General features: G+C 61.3%; 15 protein-coding genes and 1 other RNA gene. 6 read left to right on the forward strand and 10 right to left on the reverse strand.

Translation table 11 applies throughout. The annotated features are described in order from the left end of the window. The first annotated feature begins 8 nt into the window (after positions 1-8). The 5 genes from ccoS to ABIE16_RS13110 all read left to right on the forward strand — a co-directional run bounded on the left by ccoS (position 9) and on the right by ABIE16_RS13110 (position 3,941). Positions 9-227 (forward strand): cbb3-type cytochrome oxidase assembly protein CcoS, encoded by a 219-nt coding sequence (gene ccoS, locus ABIE16_RS13090; protein ID WP_056721958.1) that lies wholly within the window; start codon positions 9-11, stop codon positions 225-227. Continuing rightward, a complete protein-coding gene (locus ABIE16_RS13095) occupies positions 220-903 on the forward strand; it encodes a sulfite exporter TauE/SafE family protein (protein WP_218496725.1) in 684 nt (227 codons plus the stop codon). The genes ccoS and ABIE16_RS13095 overlap by 8 nt, the downstream gene beginning before the upstream one ends. A 201-nt stretch (positions 904-1,104) precedes the next feature. Continuing rightward, positions 1,105-2,487 carry an oxygen-independent coproporphyrinogen III oxidase gene (hemN, locus tag ABIE16_RS13100; protein ID WP_218496893.1) on the forward strand — a complete coding sequence of 461 codons (1,383 nt, stop codon included), beginning with the start codon at positions 1,105-1,107 and terminating at the stop codon, positions 2,485-2,487. A gap of 90 nt (positions 2,488-2,577) precedes the next feature. Next, positions 2,578-3,312, forward strand: a complete 735-nt coding sequence (gene fnr / locus ABIE16_RS13105; protein WP_046041331.1) for a fumarate/nitrate reduction transcriptional regulator Fnr — start codon at positions 2,578-2,580, stop codon at positions 3,310-3,312. 80 nt (positions 3,313-3,392) lie between these two features. Beyond that, on the forward strand, positions 3,393-3,941 hold the full coding sequence (locus ABIE16_RS13110) for an adenine phosphoribosyltransferase (protein WP_008057870.1): 549 nt from the start codon (positions 3,393-3,395) through the stop codon (positions 3,939-3,941). A gap of 139 nt (positions 3,942-4,080) precedes the next feature. Here the strand turns inward: ABIE16_RS13110 and ABIE16_RS13115 are convergent, their stop codons facing one another. The 5 genes from ABIE16_RS13115 to dnaX all read right to left on the reverse strand — a co-directional run bounded on the left by ABIE16_RS13115 (position 4,081) and on the right by dnaX (position 9,916). Then, the gene (locus ABIE16_RS13115; protein WP_057715678.1) at positions 4,081-5,229 is read right to left on the reverse strand and encodes an acyl-CoA dehydrogenase family protein; all 1,149 of its coding nucleotides are present in this window, start codon (positions 5,227-5,229) and stop codon (positions 4,081-4,083) included. Positions 5,230-5,437: 208 nt separating this feature from the next. Then, positions 5,438-6,040, reverse strand: coding sequence for a recombination mediator RecR (gene recR, locus ABIE16_RS13120; RefSeq protein WP_057715679.1), 603 nt, complete (start codon positions 6,038-6,040; stop codon positions 5,438-5,440). A 79-nt stretch (positions 6,041-6,119) separates the two neighbouring features. After that, the gene (locus ABIE16_RS13125; protein ID WP_057715680.1) at positions 6,120-7,151 is read right to left on the reverse strand and encodes an NADP-dependent oxidoreductase; all 1,032 of its coding nucleotides are present in this window, start codon (positions 7,149-7,151) and stop codon (positions 6,120-6,122) included. A gap of 277 nt (positions 7,152-7,428) precedes the next feature. Beyond that, the gene (locus ABIE16_RS13130) at positions 7,429-7,767 is read right to left on the reverse strand and encodes a YbaB/EbfC family nucleoid-associated protein (RefSeq protein ID WP_007971455.1); all 339 of its coding nucleotides are present in this window, start codon (positions 7,765-7,767) and stop codon (positions 7,429-7,431) included. Positions 7,768-7,834: 67 nt separating this feature from the next. Then, positions 7,835-9,916 carry a DNA polymerase III subunit gamma/tau gene (dnaX, locus tag ABIE16_RS13135; protein ID WP_057715681.1) on the reverse strand — a complete coding sequence of 694 codons (2,082 nt, stop codon included), beginning with the start codon at positions 9,914-9,916 and terminating at the stop codon, positions 7,835-7,837. Between the two features lie 123 nt (positions 9,917-10,039). Here dnaX and ABIE16_RS13140 point away from each other — a divergent pair, with 123 nt between their 5' ends. Then, positions 10,040-10,837: a substrate-binding periplasmic protein gene (locus ABIE16_RS13140; protein WP_057715682.1), complete on the forward strand. Its 798-nt coding sequence runs from the start codon at positions 10,040-10,042 to the stop codon at positions 10,835-10,837. A gap of 60 nt (positions 10,838-10,897) precedes the next feature. On the opposite strand, the gene ffs is transcribed toward ABIE16_RS13140, so the two are convergent. From ffs to smc, 5 genes are all read right to left on the reverse strand, one after another. Beyond that, positions 10,898-10,994, reverse strand: an RNA gene (gene ffs / locus ABIE16_RS13145) — signal recognition particle sRNA small type. A 111-nt stretch (positions 10,995-11,105) separates the two neighbouring features. Continuing rightward, positions 11,106-12,272, reverse strand: a complete 1,167-nt coding sequence (locus ABIE16_RS13150; protein WP_218496730.1) for a zinc-binding metallopeptidase family protein — start codon at positions 12,270-12,272, stop codon at positions 11,106-11,108. A gap of 211 nt (positions 12,273-12,483) precedes the next feature. Next, positions 12,484-14,841 (reverse strand): NAD-dependent DNA ligase LigA, encoded by a 2,358-nt coding sequence (gene ligA / locus ABIE16_RS13155; protein ID WP_218496733.1) that lies wholly within the window; start codon positions 14,839-14,841, stop codon positions 12,484-12,486. Between the two features lie 91 nt (positions 14,842-14,932). Next, positions 14,933-15,787, reverse strand: coding sequence for a cell division protein ZipA (gene zipA / locus ABIE16_RS13160; protein ID WP_008050196.1), 855 nt, complete (start codon positions 15,785-15,787; stop codon positions 14,933-14,935). A 257-nt stretch (positions 15,788-16,044) separates the two neighbouring features. Beyond that, complete coding sequence (gene smc / locus ABIE16_RS13165; protein WP_218496735.1) at positions 16,045-19,533, reverse strand: chromosome segregation protein SMC; 3,489 nt, start codon at positions 19,531-19,533, stop codon at positions 16,045-16,047. Between the last annotated feature and the right edge of the window lies 1 nt (position 19,534).

A 19,534-nucleotide genomic window follows, 5' to 3' on the forward strand; every position in this document is an offset into this window, starting at 1 on the left:
GAGTCCAGATGCCAGCTCTTTACGTGATGATTCCCGCTGCGCTGCTGATCGTGGCCATCGCCGTCTATATCTTCTTCTGGGCGGTGGACAGCGGTCAGTACGACGACCTTGACGGCCCGGCCCACAGCATCCTGTTCGACGACCAGGACCCGAACCACACTGCCGCCGTCGACGAGGCCAGCGGCCAACCGGCCAAAACGGACGACAAGGCCCCGCCCCATGCTTGAATTGACGCCACTGCTGGTGTCTGCGGTGATCCTCGGCTTGCTCGGCGGCGGCCATTGCCTGGGCATGTGCGGCGGCTTGATGGGCGCGCTGACCCTGGCGATTCCCAAGGAGCAACGCAGCCGCCGCTTTCGTCTGCTGCTGGCCTATAACCTGGGCCGGATTCTGAGCTATGCCTGTGCCGGACTGCTGATCGGCCTGGCCGGATGGGCCGTGGCCAGCAGCCCGGCGGCGATGTTCCTGCGCATCCTCGCCGGCTTACTGCTGATTGCCATGGGCCTGTACCTGGCCGGCTGGTGGAACGGCCTGACCCGTATCGAAAGCCTCGGTCGAGGCCTGTGGCGGCACATCCAGCCAGTCGCCAACCGGTTACTGCCGGTGTCGAACGTTCCGCGCGCGCTGCTGTTGGGCGCGCTCTGGGGCTGGCTGCCGTGCGGCCTGGTCTACAGCACCTTGCTATGGTCGGCCAGCCAGGGCAACGCGCTGGACAGTGCGTTGTTGATGCTCGCGTTCGGGCTCGGCACCTGGCCAGTGCTGCTGGCGACAGGCCTTGCCGCCGAGCGCATCACCGCACTGTTGCGCAAGCGCAGCGTGCGGATGGCGGGCGGGATGCTGGTGATGCTGTTTGGCATCTGGACGTTGCCGGGGCCGCATCAGCATTGGTTGATGGGGCATTAAACCGGCGGCGCGCCCATCGCGAGCAAGCTCGCTCCCACAGGGGGAGTCGCTGTGTACACAAAACCTGTGGGAGCGAGCTTGCTCGCGATGAGGCCCTCACAAACGACAAAGATTCTGACCTTGATGCAAATCAAGATGCCCCACCCCGCCCTCGCATAAAGTGGCTGACACTGCCAGCCTATCCGGGGGAATGCCCGCATGATGCTCGACGCCATTCGTTGGGACACCGATCTGATCCGCCGTTATGACCTGGCGGGACCACGCTACACCTCGTACCCGACCGCCGTGCAATTCAACAGCCAGGTCGGCACCTTCGACCTGTTTCATGCCCTGCGCGACAGCCGCAAGGCCCAACGCCCGTTGTCGCTGTATGTGCACGTGCCGTTCTGCGCGAACATTTGCTATTACTGCGCCTGCAACAAGGTCATCACCAAGGATCGCGGGCGGGCGCAGCCGTACTTGCAGCGCCTGGAACAGGAAATCCAGTTGATCGCCTGCCACCTCGACCCTACGCAGAAAGTCGAGCAATTGCACTTCGGTGGCGGCACACCGACCTTTCTCAGCCACGACGAACTGCGCCAATTGATGGCGCACTTGCGCAAACACTTCAATTTGCTGGACGACGACTCCGGCGACTACGGCATCGAGATCGACCCGCGCGAGGCCGACTGGTCGACCATGGGCCTGCTGCGCGAACTGGGCTTCAATCGGGTCAGCATCGGCCTGCAAGACCTCGACCCGGCGGTGCAGCGTGCAGTCAATCGCCTGCAAAGCCTGGAAGAAACCCGCGCGGTGATCGACGCCGCCCGCACCTTGCAGTTTCGCTCGATCAATATCGACCTGATCTACGGCCTGCCGAGACAGACGCCGGAGAATTTCGCCCGCACCGTGGAAGAGGTCATCCGCCTGCAACCGGATAGATTATCGGTGTTCAACTACGCCCACCTGCCGGAACGCTTCATGCCCCAGCGGCGCATCAACAGCGATGAACTGCCGACACCTGCGCAGAAACTGGAAATGCTGCAGCGCACCATCGAGCAACTGATCAGCGCCGGCTACCGCTACATCGGCATGGACCACTTCGCCCTGCCCGACGACGAGCTGGCGATTGCCCAGGAAGAATCGACCCTGCAACGCAATTTCCAGGGCTACACCACCCACGGTCATTGCGATCTGATCGGCCTCGGTGTGTCGGCGATCAGCCAGATCGGCGACCTGTACTGCCAGAACAGCAGCGACCTGAACCAGTACCAGAACGCGCTCGCATCCATGCAACTGGCCACCAGCCGCGGCCTGCTGTGCAATGCCGATGACCGGCTGCGGCGTGCGGTCATCCAGCAATTGATCTGCAATTTCAGTCTCGAATACGCTGACATCGAGCAGGCCTTCAACATCGATTTTCAAGGCTATTTCGGCGATCTCTGGCCCCAGTTGCAATACATGGCCAAAGACGGGCTGATCGAACTCGATCGCGACAGGATCACCATCCTGCCCGCCGGGCGACTGTTGGTGCGCTCGGTGTGCATGGTGTTCGACGCGTACCTGGAACAACACAGTCGCCAGCGATTTTCACGGGTAATCTAATTCTGCAAGCTAGCACCCCAGACTGGCCTCGATATCCTATGGTGAGTTACCCTTACGTCTTATGTGTGAATTCCCACAAGGATTGAAGAAATGTCCGAGCCAGTAAAACTGCGCGCTCATAATCAAGCCCATTGCAAGGATTGCAGCCTGGCCCCTCTTTGCCTGCCACTTTCGCTGAATCTGGAAGACATGGATGCGCTGGACGAAATCGTCAAACGTGGCCGGCCGCTGAAAAAAGGCGAATTTCTGTTCCGTCAGGGCGATACCTTCGATTCTGTCTACGCGGTCCGTTCTGGCGCCCTCAAGACCTTCAGCCTGAGCGACACCGGTGAAGAACAGCTCACCGGCTTCCACCTGCCCAGCGAACTGGTCGGCCTGTCGGGCATGGACACAGAAAAGCACCCTGTGTCGGCACAAGCCCTGGAAACCACCTCGGTGTGTGAAATTCCTTTCGAGCGTCTCGACGAACTGGCCCTGCAATTGCCGCAGTTGCGCCGTCAGCTGATGCGGGTGATGAGTCGCGAAATCCGTGACGACCAGCAGATGATGCTGCTGTTGTCGAAAAAGACCGCCGACGAACGCATCGCCACCTTCCTGGTCAACCTTTCGGCACGTTTCCGCGCCCGGGGTTTTTCCGCCAATCAGTTCCGCCTGAGCATGTCGCGTAACGAAATCGGCAACTACCTGGGCCTGGCGGTGGAAACCGTATCCCGCGTCTTTACCCGCTTCCAGCAAAACGAGCTGATTGCGGCAGAAGGCAAGGAAATCCGGATTATCGACCCGATCCAGCTGTGCGCCCTGGCCGGTGGCTCACTGGAAGGCTGAAACAAAACGTTGCGGCTGAGCGAAACGGGTCAGCCGCCGTTATACTGCGTCGTTTGCAGCCCTGCCAGGACACCACGACGATGGTCTTCGACTCCTTCGACATCAAATCCCTCATCCGCCCTGTCATCGACTTCCCGAAACCGGGTGTGATCTTTCGCGACATCACCCCGCTGTTCCAGTCGCCCACGGCCCTGCGCCTGGTGATGGACAGCTTCGCCCACCGTTATGTCGAGGCTGACTTCACCCACATCGGCGCGATGGACGCCCGTGGCTTCCTGATCGGTTCGGTACTGGCCTATCAGTTGAACAAGCCGCTGGTGCTGTTCCGCAAGCAAGGCAAGCTGCCAGCCGACGTGCTGGCCGAGGGCTATGCGACCGAATACGGCGAAGCCTTCCTGGAAGTGCACGCCGACAGCCTATGCGAGGGGGATTCGGTGGTGATGTTCGATGACCTGATCGCCACCGGCGGCACCCTGATTGCCGCCGCCAACCTGATCCGCCGCATGGGCGCCCGGGTGCATGAAGCGGCGGCGATCATCGATCTGCCGGAGCTAGGTGGCTCGCAGCGTCTGGAAGACATGGGCATTCCTACGTTCTGCCTGACGCAGTTTGCGTTGAGCGACAAGTAAGCGGCGCCGGTCAGACCGCCATCGCGAGCAAGCTCGCTCCCACATTCGACCGCGTTCTGTCAGAAAGAATGCAATCCACTGTGGGAGCGAGCTTGCTCGCGATGGCGTCAGCGGCAACACCACTAAATTCAAGATCGGCTCAAAGCCCCATCTGCTTGCTGATGATCTCGTTCATCACTTCCCGCGTCCCGCCGCCAATCGACAGGATGCGGTTATCGCGGTACAGCCGCTCCACCAGGCTCTCGCGCATGTAACCCAGCCCACCGAGTATCTGCACCGCATCGTTCACGATCCGGTCCGCAGTATCCGTCGCAAAATTCTTGGCCATGGAAATCTCCTTGATCACACTCTGCCCCGCCGCCATTTTCGCGGCCTGGCGGTATGTGAACTCCCGGGACACCTCCAGCGCGGTCGCCATCTCGGCGAGGCGATGCTTGATCACCTGAAACTTGCCGATCGGTTTGCCAAAGGCTTCGCGCTCGAGCGCCCATTTCAGGCTCTCTTCCAGCGCCAGCTGTGCGGTCATGTTGGCCATCAATGCTAGGGCCAGGCGTTCGCTCTGGAAGTTGCCCATGATGCAAGCAAAGCCCATGTTCTCGGCGCCGATCAGGTTTCCTGCGGGCACTGGGCAATCATCGAAGAACAGTTCAGCGGTGTCTGACGCCCACCAGCCCATTTTCTTCAGCTGCCGTCCTACGGTGAATCCCGGTGTGCCCTTCTCGATCAGTAACAGGCTGATGCCACCGAAACCCGGTTCGCCCGTTCGCACTGCGACGGTATAGAAATCCGCGCGCACGCCGCTGGTGATAAAGGTCTTGCTGCCACTGACCCGGTAAAAGTCACCGTCGCGCACGGCACGGGTTTGCAGGTTGGCGACGTCGGAACCGCCGCCGGGCTCGGTGATGGCCAGGGCGCTGATCTTCTCTCCCGACAGCACCTGGGGCAGCACTCGGTCCCGCACTTCGGGTCGGGCCCACTTGAGGATGGGCGGCAAGCCGATATCCAGCGACCCCAGGCCGGCAACCAACCCGCCTGAGCCACAACGCATCAACTCTTCACTGGCGGCAACCTTTGCGAACAGATCCCCTTCGTGGCTGCCTCCGTAGGCCTCCGGGTACCCGATGCCGAGAATCCCCGCCGCGCCGGCCTTGAGGTAGAGCTCGCGAGGAAAGCTTTCGGCTTCTTCCCACTGCGAGATGTCAGGAAGAATCTCGCGCTCGACGAAACGTCTGACGCTGTCGCGGACCAATTGGTGGCTGGGGTCGAAGTATTCCTGAAAGGCAGACATCGGCGAGCTCCACTGAAGGGGTCAGTGAAGTTAACCGAGCGCTTGCTTGGTTTTCAACAGGATTGTGTCATTCAGACGGACCGCGCCGCCTGCATCGCGAGCAAGCTCGCTCCCACAGGGGTTCTGCGGTGCACACAAAACCAATGTGGGAGCGAGCTTGCTCCGGGCGGCGATCCGACGATGGCGTCAGCATGGACGCCACATGAACTCAGAGCGAAATCGGCTTACGCCCGGCAAACGAATGCGCCAGCGTCCCGCCATCCACCAGCTCCAGCTCGCCACCCAGCGGTACGCCATGGGCGATGCGCGAGGCGATCAGGCCTTTGCTGCTGAGCAATTGGGCGATGTAGTGCGCCGTGGCTTCACCTTCCACGGTCGGGTTGGTGGCCAGAATGACTTCGGTGAAGGTGCCGGCCTCTTCGATCCGTGCCATCAACTGCGGAATGCCGATGGCTTCCGGCCCCAAGCCGTCGAGCGGCGACAGATGGCCCTTGAGCACGAAATAGCGCCCGCGAAAACCGGTCTGCTCCACCGCATAGACGTCCATCGGCCCTTCCACCACGCAGAGCAAGGTGTCGTCGCGACGGGTATCGGCGCATTGCGGGCACAGATCATCTTCCGTCAGCGTACGGCACAAGCGGCAGTGACCGACCCCTTCCATGGCCTGGCTCAGGGCCAGCGCCAGGCGCGAGCCGCCGCTGCGGTCACGCTCGAGCAACTGCAACGCCATGCGCTGGGCGGTTTTCTGACCCACGCCTGGCAGAATTCGCAGGGCGTCGATCAGTTGGCGAATCAAAGGGCTGAAGCTCATGGTGGAAAAGTCCGACAAAACAACGAGACGCGGTTTATACCCGCGCCTCGGTTGAGCGTCAAATTGCAGCGTGAATTACTCAGTCCCGGGAAACCCGAACCACCAGCTTGCCGAAGTTGCGCCCTTCCAGCAGGCCGATAAACGCATCAGGCGCCTGTTCCAGGCCATCGACCACGTCTTCGCGGAACTTCACCTTGCCATCGCGCACCCAGGGCGCCATGGCACTGAGGAATTCCGGCTGGCGATCACCATAGTCATCGAACACGATGAAGCCCTGGATGCGCACTCGCTTGGTCAACAGGGTGCGCTGCAACAGTGGCAGATGATCCGGGCCGCTCGGCGCCTCATGGGCGTTATAGGACGCGATCAAGCCACACAGCGGAATCCGTGCCTTGGGGTTGAGCAATGGCACCACGGCGTCGAATACCTTGCCGCCGACGTTTTCATAATAGATGTCGATGCCCTTGGGACAGGCTTGCGCCAGTTCGTCGGCAAAGTCCGGGCTCTTGTGGTCGATGCAGGCGTCGAAGCCCAACTCGTCGACCACATAACGGCACTTTTCCGCACCGCCCGCTACACCGACCACGCGCAGCCCCTTGATCTTCGCCACCTGGCCGACCACCGAGCCCACCGCCCCGGACGCCGCTGCGACCACCAGGGTTTCGCCGGCCTTCGGCTGGCCGATGTCCATCAGCCCCATGTAAGCGGTCATACCCGGCATACCCAGTACCCCGAGAGCCATCGAAGGGCTTGGCAGCGCGGGAATCGGAATGATGCTGCGACCGTCATTGATGCTGTGGCTTTGCCAACCGGTGGCACCGACCACCAGATCACCTTCCTGAAACTTCGGATTGAGCGAGCGCTCGACCCGGCTGACAGCGCCCCCGGTCATGACTTCGCCGATTTCCACCGGTGCGGCGTAGGACGGTGCGTCACTCATGCGCCCGCGCATGTAGGGATCCAGCGACAGGAAAACGGTCTTGAGCAGCACCTGACCGTCGGCCAGGTCCGGTAGCGCCACCCGCTCCATACGGAAGTTTTCCGGCGTTGGCGCGCCCACCGGGCGAGAAGCCAGGACAATGCGTTGATTGAGGGTCATGGGGTCGGACATGGCAGCGTCTCCTGTGATCGATGAGGTTCAGTGATGTAGGGAGCAGACCTTTGTGGCGGTATGGCGTTCGATGTTTATTCAGCAAGACCGAGGCGAATTCTTCGCGGGCAAGTCGGATCGCCGCACCGCCGCTCCCACATTTGGAATGCACCCCCCCTGTGGGAGCGAGCTTGCTCGCGATGACGGCATTCCAGACACTACATCTCCAATGCCGAAAACAAAAATGCCAGGCGCTATGCCTGGCATTTTTGTAACTCATCTGCCGCCTGAAGGCGAATCAGAATGGCAGTTTCATGCCCGGCGGCAGTTGCATGCCGGCAGTCATGCTGCCCATTTTGTCCTGGCTGTTGGCTTCGATCTTGCGCACGGCATCGTTGACCGCGGATGCGATGACCGCTTCCAGCATTTCCTTGTCGTCTTCGCTCATGCCTTCGACCAGGCTTGGGTCGATGGTCACGCTCTTGACGTCATGACGACCGGTCATCACCACGGTGACCATATCGCCACCGGCCTTACCGGTGACTTCGGCGTTGGCCAGTTCTTCCTGCATCTTGGCCATTTTTTCCTGCATCTGCTGCGCCTGCTTCATCAGGCCGGCCATGCCACCTTTCATCATGGTAATCACCTCAAAAGTACTTGGATTAAAACAGCGCCCGGCCCATGCGGCCAGGTGCCTTCAGTTATTAGCCCTGAGTGACCAGGGCGTCGACAGGTTCAATAGTATCGTTACGGACCACTGCACCGAACTGCTGCATCATTTGCTGGATGAACGGATCACCGTGGATCGATTCCTCTGCCTCGCGCTGACGGTTGGCGCGGCGGCGCGAAGCCGCTTGTGCCGGGGTTTCCTGCTCGGGCTTGATCAGCTCGATGCTCAGGGTCAGCGTGCGCTGGTGATACTGGTTCAGCGCATCGTTGAGGCGCCGCTGTTGAGTGGCGTTGAACAAGGCACTGTGGGCCGGGTCCAGGTGCATCAGCCAATTGTCGCCATCGACCGCGATCAGCGTGCAGTTGGCGGCGATACTGCCGGTCATGCCGGAGATCGGCAATTTCGGGAACAGCTCCAGCCATTGCAGGGCCAGACCGGTGGCCGGCATCGCCGCGGGCTCAGGCTCGGGCTCCGGAGCCGGGTCGGCGGCATGCTCGCTGGCCAGTTCGTCGAGGTAACTGTAGGCCGAATCCATGTCCGGCTCGATGTAATCCTCGTCCAGCGGCGGCTCGTCATCCAGGTCCATGCCCGGCGTCGCGGCATCGACGTCGGCCACCGAAGGTTCCGGGATCGGCGCGGCGGCCCACTCCGGGGCGTCCGGCACCACGCTGTCCGGCGTCGGCAACGGCATTGGCGGTAATTCGGGTTGTTCGCTGGCGGTTTCCAGCACCGGCTCTGCCGCCGGTTGCTGGACGGGCGCTGGCTCGACCGGGTCATTCCACGGCAGGTCGACAACCTCTTCGACCACGACCGCTTCAACCACAGGCACAGGCGCAGGTTCTGGCACAACGACTGGCGCAACCGGTTCCGGTGCAGGCACTGGAGCTGCCACTGGCGCAGCCGCTATCGGTGCAACGGCCGCAGCGACTACCGGCGCAACAACTGGCGCGGCAGCCACTGAGTTTGCGGAATCAACTGTGGCCTGGCTGATCCCCACTGGCTTTAGCGGTTGCCTCGGGGCATCCGCGGTGTCTGCGGGCCGGAACGCCAGCATCCGCAGCAACACCATTTCAAAACCGCCCCGGGGATCCGGCGCCAGCGGCAGGTCGCGGCGCCCGATCAGGCCCATCTGGTAGTAGAACTGCACGTCTTCGGCCGGCAACGCCTGGGCCAGTGCCAGCACGCGATCGCGGTCGCCGTGACCGTTATCGACACCTTCCGGCAAGGCCTGGGCGATGGCAACGCGGTGCAGCACATTGAGAATTTCCGAAAGCACGCCGTTCCAGTCCGGGCCTTGTTCGGCCAGATGGCGGACGGCTTCGAGCAACGCCTTGGCATCGCCTTCGATCAGGGCATGCAGGACGTCGTAGACCTGCCCGTGATCGAGGGTCCCGAGCATCGCCCGCACGTCGGCGGCCATGACCTTGCCTTCACCGAAGGCAATCGCCTGGTCGGTCAGGCTCATGGCATCACGCATCGACCCGTCGGCGGCACGGCCCAGCAGCCACAGCGCATCGTCTTCGAACGGCACGTTCTCGACACCCAGTACGTGGGTCAGGTGCTCGACAACGCGTTCCGGCGTCATGTTCTTCAGGGAGAACTGCAGGCACCGCGACAGAATCGTTGCAGGAAGTTTCTGCGGGTCAGTGGTCGCCAGGATGAACTTGACGTAGGGTGGCGGCTCTTCAAGGGTTTTGAGCAGTGCGTTGAAGGAATGGCTGGAGAGCATGTGCACTTCGTCGATCAGGTAGACCTTGAAGCGCCCGCGGCTCGGGGCGTACTGCACGTTGTCGAGCAGTTCGCGGGTATCTTCGACCTTGGTACGGCTCGCGGCGTCGATCTCGATCAGGTCGACAAAGCGGCCTTCGTCGATTTCGCGACACACCGAGCATTCGCCACAGGGGGTCGAAGTGATACCTGTCTCGCAGTTAAGGCATTTGGCAATGATCCGCGCGATGGTGGTCTTGCCGACCCCACGGGTACCGGTAAAGAGATAGGCGTGGTGCAGCCGCTGGCTGTCCAAGGCATTGATCAGAGCCTTGAGCACATGGGTCTGGCCGACCATTTCGCGGAACGAGCGCGGACGCCATTTACGTGCAAGAACCTGATAACTCATCGAAAACCGTCGCAGCGAAGGAAGCAGAAGCGGCTAATGCTAGCGGAGCAAGGGACAAATTGCATCCGGTGCGCTCGTGTATTGTGGCTAAGCTGCACATCGGGGGCTTTTAACGGAGTGTTTATGCGGCTGGCCTTGGGGGCATTGCTGTTGATCAGCCTGGACGGCGTGGCTGCGCAAGCACCGCTGCGCTTCGTGATATCCGACAGCTGGACCATGCCCATGGTGCAGCTTGAACGGGGCAAGCCGACCCAGGGCATCCTGTATGACGTGATGCTCAGCCTCGCGACTCAGGTCGGCGTGCCGGCCGAATTCCATGTGTTGCCTCGCGGGCGGGTGGAAAACGCCATGGCGCAAGGCGAGGTCGATGTCCGCTGTTATGCCGCGCAATCGTGGCTGCCCGATCAGCCTGACGATTATCTCTGGAGCATCCCGCTCTTCATTCAACCTGACTTGTTGATCACCCGGCATGCGCCGCCCGGCGCAGTCAACCCCGCCGACTTGCCGGAACAGCCCATTGGCACCGTGCTCGGTTACAGCTACCCGACCCTGCAGCCGCTGTTCGACACCGGCCAACTGCAGCGCGACGACGCACGCAATCAGGAACAAGTGCTGGAAAAGCTCCTGGCCGGCCGCAATCGCTATGCCGTCAGCAATCAATGGAGCCTGGACTGGTTCAATCACCGCCTGCTGCCGGAGCAGCAACTGCAAGGCGTGGCAGTGCTGCAGGAAAACCAAATCGGTTGCTACGTTCGCAACGACCCGAAGATCCCGGTGCAGAGCATCCTGCGCACCTTGGCGCGAATGAAGATGTCCGGGGAGATCGATGAGGTTGTTCGGCTGTATATCGGTGGCGAGCCTGCGGCTGTGGATAAACCGCAAACGGCAAAAAACCGCCCCGGAGAAGATCCTGGCAGCTAGCGAAAGTCTGATTTCAGAAAGATAACGCGAGAGAACACTCGCGTGGCGTTAAGGTGGTAACCCTACCAGCCACACCCCGGCACACAATGTCACCGCTGCGGCTGCTCCCTTCCAGGCCTGACCGGGTTCACGGCTGATCGTTGCGGGGGGACCGATAGGGTCACCATAACGACGCTCACCTGTCGGCGAGCCGCGCCATTGTACCTATCTGAGGCGAAGTTACAACCGTTGGTTTCGGATTAAAAACATGAGGGGCTTCAAGCACTTGCTATTGCGCCTCAAGCACCTCGTCCGCCCTGCCGCCCTCCTGCTGAATCACCAGGTGAATAAAGTGCAGCTTGGCAATGACCGCTGGCGGCAGGACGAACGGATAGAAATCCGGCTGCCCCATGCTGCGTGACAATTCGTTGAGCATGCCGGCCAGTTCGATCCAGGCATTGACGAACGACAGGAACGCCGCGCCGCCGGGATGCTGCGGATCGTAAAGGGTTTGAGGTGGAAACGGCTGATAGTCGAAGTCCATTTCCCGGGCACTCATGCCAAACCCCAGCGCGGTGTCCACCGCATCCATCATGTGCAGGTAATGCGCCCAGGTTTCCGCCCAGTCTTCCCACGGATGCATGGTCGCATAGGCGCTGACGTAGTGCTGCTGCCAGTCGAGCGGTGCGCCCTGCTGATAATGCCGCTCGAGGGCTTCGGCATAGCTGGCGCGCTCATCGCCGAACAATCCGCGAAAAGGCTCAAGCCACTGGCCATGGGCGATCAATCGATCCCAATAGTAGTGCCCGACTTCGTGACGAAAATGCCCGAGCAGCGTGCGATAGGGTTCGCGCATTTGCACTCGCACCTGCTCACGGTGCGCATCGTCGGCTTCCTTGATATCGAGGGTGACCAGGCCATTGGCGTGCCCGGTAGTGGGCGGTTTGCCTTCGAGGTCCACGCCGATGAAATCGAAGGCAAGGCCCGCGTCTTCATCGACGGCTTTGGGAATCACCTGTAACCCCAGGCTGACCAGTTGCGCGACCAGACGCCGCTTGGCGGTTTCCACCTTGCGCCAGCGCTCGTGGTTGTCGGCTATCGATAGGTCAGGAATGGTGCGATTGAGGCTGCAGGCAATGCACAAGACGTCACGGTCATTGGCAGGCAGCAACCAATTACAGGCCGCCGGGGAGTCGAGATTGGCGCAGCGTCGAAACAGGCCCGCCCCGGGATCGGCATCCAGCCGCCAGGTGCCTGCCTGCACACCCGGTTGCAGCGCAGACAAGCGACTCTGCTCCGGCTGATAACCCAACGCCGCTGAACAGGCCAGGCACTGGCTGTTGCGAAAGAACAGCGACTGCCCGCAACGACAGGACCAGACCTTGCTGTTGCGCGAGCTTTCGCCCATGAACGGCGCGGCGATGCGCGAGCTGAGTTGCTCGAAGAAAGGGTACATGGCGATCTCTCCCTGGGGCTTGCCAAGACTAGATCATTTCCAAGAAATGATTGCTCCCATGGTGCGAATGGAATGCTTGCACCTGATAGCAAGTCGAGCGCAACACCTGTGGGAGCGAGCTTGCTCGCGATGGCGGCAGATCAGCCTATATTAATGTCGGCAGTAACGCCCTCATCGCGAGCAAGCTCGCTCCCACATTTAAATCGCGCCTTTAATCGGTCTTGCCATACTCGCGCAACGTTTTGATAAGTGCCTCTTCATCCAGCACTTTCAAGCCCAGCTCATTGGCCTTGGTCAACTTCGAACCGGCACCCGGCCCAGCCACCACGCAATGGGTCTTGGCCGACACCGAGCCGGCGACCTTGGCGCCGAGGCTTTCGAGCTTGTCCTTGGCCACATCGCGGCTCATCAGTTCCAGGGAGCCGGTCAGCACCCAGGTCTGCCCGGCCAGTGGCAAGCCTTCAACGACCTTCTTCTCGCTCTGCCAGTGCATGCCGAAATCGGCCAGTTGCTTCTCCGCCGCTTCGGCCAATTGGCGATTGGCCTCGACCGCGAAGAACTCGCGCACCGAATTGGCCTGTTTTTCCGGCAGCGCCTGGCGCATATCGAGCCAGTCAGCATCGATCACCGCCTGCAGCGAGCCGAATTTGTCCGCCAGTTTCTGCGCCCCGCCCGGCCCTACCAAGGGGATATGCAGTTTGTCGAGGAAACCGCCCAGCGTGGTGCTCGCCGAAAACTCGGCACCCAACTCGCCCTGATCCTGAATCTGCAGGCCATGCCTGAGCAAATCAGCGATCACCTGCTGGTTATGCTCATCCTCGAAGAAACTGTGGATCTCGTGCGCGACTTCCAGGCCAACATCCGGCAAGTACGTCAGCACCTGCGGCAAGGCCTGTTGCACCCGCTCCAGCGAACCCAGGGAGCGGGCCAGGACCTTGGCTGTCTCCTCGCCGACATCAGGAATCCCCAGGGCGTAGATGAACCGCGCCAGCCCCGGCCTCTTGCTGTCTTCGATGGCGCCGAGCAGGTTCTTGCTCGACAGTTCGGCAAAGCCTTCCAGATCGACGATCTGCTCGAAGGTCAGGGCGTACAGATCCGCAGGCGAGCTCACCAAGCCTTCGTCGACCAGTTGCTCGACACTCTTCTCACCCAGGCCTTCGATGTCCATGGCGCGACGGGACACGAAGTGAATGATGGCCTGTTTGAGTTGCGCACCACAGGCCAGCCGACCGACGCAGCGATACACCGCGCCTTCACTGACCGTTTCGCGCCCCTTGCTGCGCTTGATCAGTTGCGTGCGCTCGACATGGGAACCGCACACCGGACATTGCTCGGGAATCTGTACTGGTCGGGCGTTTTCCGGACGACGCTCCATGACCACTTGCACCACTTGCGGAATCACGTCACCGGCACGGCGGATGATCACCGTGTCGCCGATCATCAGGCCCAGGCGCGCGACTTCGTCCATGTTGTGCAAGGTGGCGTTGGCCACCGTGACGCCCGCGACCTTGACCGGTTTCAGACGCGCCACCGGCGTCACCGCCCCGGTGCGGCCGACCTGGAATTCCACATCGAGCAGCTCGGTGAGTTCTTCCATCGCCGGGAATTTGTGGGCGATGGCCCAACGTGGCTCACGAGCACGAAAACCCAGTTCGCGCTGGGAGGCAATGCTGTTGACCTTGAACACCACGCCGTCGATTTCATACGGCAGCGCGCTGCGACGCTCACCGATGTCGCGGTAGTAATCCAGGCACTCGGCGATGCCGTGCGCCAGTTTCAACTCATGACTGATCGGCATGCCCCAGGCCTGGAGTTGCTGCAAATTGCCGATGTGCGTATCGGCGATGTCCGCCGACACCTGGCCGATGCCGTAGCAGCAGAACTCCAGCGGGCGATTGGCGGTGATCTTCGAGTCCAGCTGGCGCAAACTGCCCGCCGCCGCGTTGCGCGGGTTGGCGAAGGTCTTGCCGCCGACTTCCAGTTGCGTGGCGTTGAGCCGCTCGAAACCGGCCTTGGACATGAACACTTCGCCGCGCACCTCCAAGGTCGCCGGCCAGCCGGTGCCGTGCAGCTTGAGCGGAATGTTGCGTACGGTGCGCACGTTGACGCTGATGTCTTCGCCGGTGGTGCCATCGCCGCGGGTCGCGCCGCGCACCAGCACGCCATCCTGATACAGCAGGCTGACGGCCAGCCCATCAAGCTTGGGCTCACAGCTATATTCAACGGTTGCGCCGCCACCGAACAGGTCGCCCGCCGGCAGGTCCAGGCCTTCGGTCACCCGGCGGTCGAACTCACGCATGTCGGTTTCTTCGAAGGCGTTGCCCAGACTGAGCATCGGCACTTCGTGACGCACCTGGGTAAACGCCGACAGCGCCGCGCTGCCCACTCGCTGGGTTGGCGAGTCACTGGTGATCAGTTCGGGATTGGCCGCTTCCAGAGCCTTGAGCTCGCTGAACAAGCGGTCGTACTCGGCGTCCGGAATGCTCGGTTCGTCGAGCACGTGGTAACGATAGTTGTGCTGATCCAGCTCAGCGCGCAGCTCTAAAATACGGTTCTTGGCGGCGGTCATGGGTGTTCTCTCATAAAGCAAAAGAGCAGCCGAGGCTGCTCAATCTGTTTTGCCGATCATCCCGCGCACCGCGCGGGAATAACCATTTCAATCAACGTTTCTGGGTCAGGGCGCGGCGTTCGAACTCGACAATGCGCTGACGGTAGTGCTCGATCGTCTGGGCGGTCAGCACGCTGCGCTGGTCGTCCTTGAGCTCACCGTTGAGCTCCTGGGACAGTTTACGCGCCGCTGCCACCATCACGTCGAAGGCTTGCTTCGGATGGCGAGGACCTGGCAGGCCCAGGAAGAAACTCACCGCCGGGGTGCTGAAGTGGTCGATGTCGTCCAGGTCGAATACGCCAGGCTTGACGGCGTTGGCCATGGAGAACAGCACTTCACCGTTGCCGGCCATGCTTTCGTGGCGATGGAAAATATCCATCTCGCCGAAACGCAAACCGCTCTCCAGAATGTTCTGCAACAGCGCCGGGCCCTTGAAGCCGGCAGCGTCGCGGCAGATCACGCTGATCACCAGCACTTCTTCAGCTTGCGGCTGATCCTTGTCGTTGACCGCTGGCGCGGACTTGGTGTCGTCCGGGAAATCGTCGTCGCGGCTGCTGAAGCTCGGGCCGCCGTCCAGATCCAGGCTGAGGTTCATGTCGCCCTGGGAAGGCTCGCTGTGGCCACGCTTGCCGCGTTTGGAGCCCGACTCGCGAGGCTCCCGGGCCGGCATGCTCACCGACGGCAGATCCTGCTCGTCCAGTTGCGGCTCTTTATGTGCGTCCAGCACGCGCGGCGGGCCCAGCAGCTCGGCGCTGCTGTCCTCGTCCGGCAGGTTGGACAGACTTCGATCAAGACGGAACTTCAGTTTTCCCTTGCCGCCGCGCATACGGCGCCAGCCATCGAAAAGAATACCGGCAATGACAATAATGCCGATGACGATCAGCCACTCGCGCAGACCGATTTCCATGTAATCCCGTGCCTCTATAAAAAATGCTGAAAAATAAGGGGTTTACAACCTGCAAACCGCTTTAAAACGTGGCGCCAACTCTATGTTCTGACAGGCGTTTTGCCCACGTATACGAAAAATTGACATTAAACTAGCACGACCAAAGGCAACTTTACACCGTCTACCACGTTGGCTAGCGCGAATATGTCGATTGGCCAGCAAGTCGAAGCCAGGAAAAGAGTCCTACAAACCGCAAACACTCTTCCTACAACCACGACTCAGGCATCCACCATCGCCATCGCCTCCTCGACATCCACCGCCACCAGACGTGAACAACCGGGTTCGTGCATCGTCACACCCATCAGTTGTTCGGCCATTTCCATGGCGATCTTGTTGTGGGTGATATAGATGAACTGCACTGTCTGTGACATCTCTTTTACCAATCGCGCGTAGCGTCCAACGTTAGCGTCATCCAGTGGCGCGTCAACCTCATCGAGCATGCAGAACGGCGCCGGGTTCAACTTGAAGATCGCAAAAACCAGAGCCAATGCGGTCAGGGCCTTTTCGCCGCCGGAGAGCAAATGGATGGTGCTGTTCTTCTTTCCTGGCGGCTGCGCCATGATTGTTACCCCTGTATCGAGTAGATCTTCGCCCGTCAGTTCCAAATACGCGCGGCCTCCACCGAAAACTTTTGGGAAAAGCGCCTGTAAACCGCCATTGATCTGATCAAAGGTATCCTTGAAACGGTTGCGGGTTTCCTTGTCGATCTTGCGAATCACGTTCTCAAGGGTTTCAAGGGCTTCCACCAGATCGTCGTTCTGCGCATCCAGATAACGCTTACGCTCCGATTGTTGCTGGTACTCATCGATGGCCGCCAGGTTGATCGCGCCCAGACGCTGGATCCTGGCGGCGATGCGCTCGAGCTCTTCCTCGGCTTCCTTCTCGCTGGCCTCGGCAGTCAGTGTCGCGAGTACGCCGTGGAGATCGTAGCCGTCTTCCAGCAATTGGTCCTGCAAAGTCTTGCGGCGTACGGTCAGGGCTTGCCATTCCATGCGCTGGGTTTCGAGCTGGCTGCGAATCAACTGGGATTGCTGTTCGGCCTGGCTGCGGCGCTTCTCGGCGTCACGCAGTTCGCGGTCGGCATCTTCGAGGGCGATCTGCGCGGTCTTGAGTTCTTCGTCGACGGTCATGCGCTTGTCGAGCAACTCCTCGAGTTTCAGGCGCAGCTCTTCCAGTGGCGCTTCGCCCTCCTCCAGATTGAGGCTCAGTTGCTCGCGTTTTTCAGTCAGGCGCTCAGACTGCATCTCCAGCCGCTCCAGCGCCTGGCGCGTCGAATCATGCTGCGCCTTGAGCGAGCCCAGACGCACCGCCAGCTGATGGGCGTGATCCTTGTGCTGCCGCGCTTCCTGACGCACCCGGTCCAGACGCTCACGCAGGCTGTCGCGCTGGGCCAGCAGCAACTCACGCTGCTCGGTGTCCTGCGCCATGCTGTCGAGGGCTTCCTGCAATTGCAGGCGCGCTTCGCCGATGTTTTCGTGTTCCAGCGCTCGCTGCTCATCGAGTTCGATGAGCTCTTCGTCGAGGCGGGTACGGCGCAGGGTCAATTGTTCGGCCTTGGCCTTGCCGGCAGACAATTGAGCCTTCAATTCACCTTGCTGACGTGCTTCATCCTGCAGCAAACGGCGCAGATGTTCGCGACCGTTCTCCTGCTGACGCTGCTGTGCCCTAAGATTCTGCAGTCGGGTTTCCAGGGTTTCGACAGCGGCTTCGCGCTCTTCGCGCTCCAGGCCCAGTTGCTGGATTTCCTGACCCCGGGCGAGCACGCCGCTTTCCGCTTCACTGGCCCGACGCACCCGCAGAAAATGCCGACCGACCCAGTAACCGTCGCGGCTGATCAGGCTCTGCCCGGCAGCCAATTGACTGCGCAAGGCCAAGGCCTGTTCGAGGCTGTCCACCGGCTTGACCTGCCCCAGCCATGGCGACAGATCGAGCTGCGCCTCGACCTTGTCCAGCAGGCTGCCCGGCACCCGTACGCCATCGCTGGACGGGCTGAGCAAGCGCAAGTCGCCCTGGGCAAACCCGGACAGATCGAAATCGTTGAAGTCGTCCACCAGCACCGCTTGCAGGTCGGCACCCAGCACGGTTTCCACCGCCAGTTCCCAACCGGCCTCAACCTTCAGGCCTTCTGCCAGGCGCGGGCGATTCGCAAGATTCTGTTCGCGCAGCCATTCGGCGGTACCGGTGCCCGGGTCGAGCGCGGCTTGCTGCAAAGCTTCGAGTGAAGCCAGTCGACCGTTGAGGCGCTGCAAATCGCCTTGCGCCTGCTGCTGCGCGGTCAGCGCTTGCTGCAATTCCTGACGCAACTGCTCAAGCTTTTCGACCTGGGCTTCTTCGCTGGTCTGCAAATCCTCGAGCGTCGCTTCGGATTCGGCGAGCTGCTCGCTGAGCGCCATGATCGCCGCGTCTTCCGGGTCCGCCGAGAGCAAGGCGCGTTCTTCGCCAAGACGCTTCTGGCGATCGGCCAGGCGCTCCAGGCTGGTTTCCAGCTGCTGAATCCGCGATTGCTGCACTTCGGCCTGACGGCGCGGCTCGGCGGCGGTGAGGTTGAACGTATCCCACTGCTCTTGCCAGCCGTGCATGGTGATTTCGGATTCTTCCAGCGCGGCAGCGGCCTCTTCGGCGGCGGCGCTGGTGACTTCCTGCTCCGGGGTGAGCATGTCCAGCTCTTCGCCGAGGGTCAGCAGCAACGTGCGGTCGTGGCCCAGGTGCGATTCGGTTTCCAGGCGCGCGCGCTCGGCCTCTTTCAGGTCATCCTGCAACTGGCGCAAACGCTGCTGACCGTGCTGGATGCTCTGCTCGACCCGGGCAATGTCGCCGCCGACCGAGTAGAAGCGCCCCTGCACCAGGTTGAAGCGCTCCGACAGGTCGTGGTGCCCGTCACGCAGGCGCTCGATGCTTGCGTCGGCATTGCGCTGTTCGGCCACCAAGGCTTCGAAAGAAACTTCCTGGTTGCCGATGATCGCTTCACGCTGGCCGACCTGATCGTTCAGCGCCTGCCAGCGCAGGGCCGACAGCTGGGCCTTGAGCTGACGCTCCTCGCCCTTGAATTCCTGATACTTCTTGGCGGCCTCGGCCTGGCGGTGCAAGCGTTCGAGCTGACGCTCAAGCTCTTCGCGCAGGTCGGTCAGGCGCTCAAGGTTCTCGTGGGTGCGGCGGATGCGGTTTTCCGTCTCGCGCCGGCGCTCCTTGTACTTGGAGATACCGGCGGCTTCTTCGATGAAGTTGCGCAGGTCTTCGGGCTTGGACTCGATCAGCTTGGAGATCATCCCCTGCTCGATGATCGAATAGCTGCGCGGGCCAAGGCCGGTGCCGAGGAAGATGTCGGTGATGTCGCGGCGCCGGCATTTGGTGCCGTTGAGGTAATAGGTAGTCTGGCTGTCGCGGGTCACTTTGCGGCGAATGGAGATTTCCGCATAAGCGGCGTACTCCCCGAGCAAGGTGCCGTCGGAGTTGTCGAACACCAGTTCGATACTCGCCTGGCTCACCGGCTTGCGGCTGGTGGAGCCGTTGAAGATGACGTCGGTCATCGATTCGCCGCGCAGGTTCTTCGCCGAACTCTCGCCCATCACCCAGCGCACGGCGTCGATGATGTTCGATTTGCCGCAGCCATTGGGCCCGACCACCGCCGCCATGTTACTGGGGAAGTTCACCGTGGTCGGGTCGACGAAGGATTTGAACCCCGCCAGCTTGATGCACTTGAGCCGCAAG

The sequence above is a fragment of the Pseudomonas sp. 2725 genome, from assembly GCF_050434585.1.
GTDB lineage: Bacteria > Pseudomonadota > Gammaproteobacteria > Pseudomonadales > Pseudomonadaceae > Aquipseudomonas > Aquipseudomonas jessenii.

What these genes read in the sequence shown, in the direction of transcription:
- ccoS (WP_056721958.1), top strand. Translation starts at nt 9, where the DNA reads ATGCCAGCTCTTTACGTGATGATTCCCGCTGCGCTGCTGATCGTGGCC.
- ABIE16_RS13095 (WP_218496725.1), top strand. Translation starts at nt 220, where the DNA reads ATGCTTGAATTGACGCCACTGCTGGTGTCTGCGGTGATCCTCGGCTTG.
- hemN (WP_218496893.1), top strand. Translation starts at nt 1,105, where the DNA reads ATGCTCGACGCCATTCGTTGGGACACCGATCTGATCCGCCGTTATGAC.
- fnr (WP_046041331.1), top strand. Translation starts at nt 2,578, where the DNA reads ATGTCCGAGCCAGTAAAACTGCGCGCTCATAATCAAGCCCATTGCAAG.
- ABIE16_RS13110 (WP_008057870.1), top strand. Translation starts at nt 3,393, where the DNA reads ATGGTCTTCGACTCCTTCGACATCAAATCCCTCATCCGCCCTGTCATC.
- ABIE16_RS13115 (WP_057715678.1), bottom strand. Translation starts at nt 5,229, where the DNA reads ATGTCTGCCTTTCAGGAATACTTCGACCCCAGCCACCAATTGGTCCGC.
- recR (WP_057715679.1), bottom strand. Translation starts at nt 6,040, where the DNA reads ATGAGCTTCAGCCCTTTGATTCGCCAACTGATCGACGCCCTGCGAATT.
- ABIE16_RS13125 (WP_057715680.1), bottom strand. Translation starts at nt 7,151, where the DNA reads ATGTCCGACCCCATGACCCTCAATCAACGCATTGTCCTGGCTTCTCGC.
- ABIE16_RS13130 (WP_007971455.1), bottom strand. Translation starts at nt 7,767, where the DNA reads ATGATGAAAGGTGGCATGGCCGGCCTGATGAAGCAGGCGCAGCAGATG.
- dnaX (WP_057715681.1), bottom strand. Translation starts at nt 9,916, where the DNA reads ATGAGTTATCAGGTTCTTGCACGTAAATGGCGTCCGCGCTCGTTCCGC.
- ABIE16_RS13140 (WP_057715682.1), top strand. Translation starts at nt 10,040, where the DNA reads ATGCGGCTGGCCTTGGGGGCATTGCTGTTGATCAGCCTGGACGGCGTG.
- ABIE16_RS13150 (WP_218496730.1), bottom strand. Translation starts at nt 12,272, where the DNA reads ATGTACCCTTTCTTCGAGCAACTCAGCTCGCGCATCGCCGCGCCGTTC.
- ligA (WP_218496733.1), bottom strand. Translation starts at nt 14,841, where the DNA reads ATGACCGCCGCCAAGAACCGTATTTTAGAGCTGCGCGCTGAGCTGGAT.
- zipA (WP_008050196.1), bottom strand. Translation starts at nt 15,787, where the DNA reads ATGGAAATCGGTCTGCGCGAGTGGCTGATCGTCATCGGCATTATTGTC.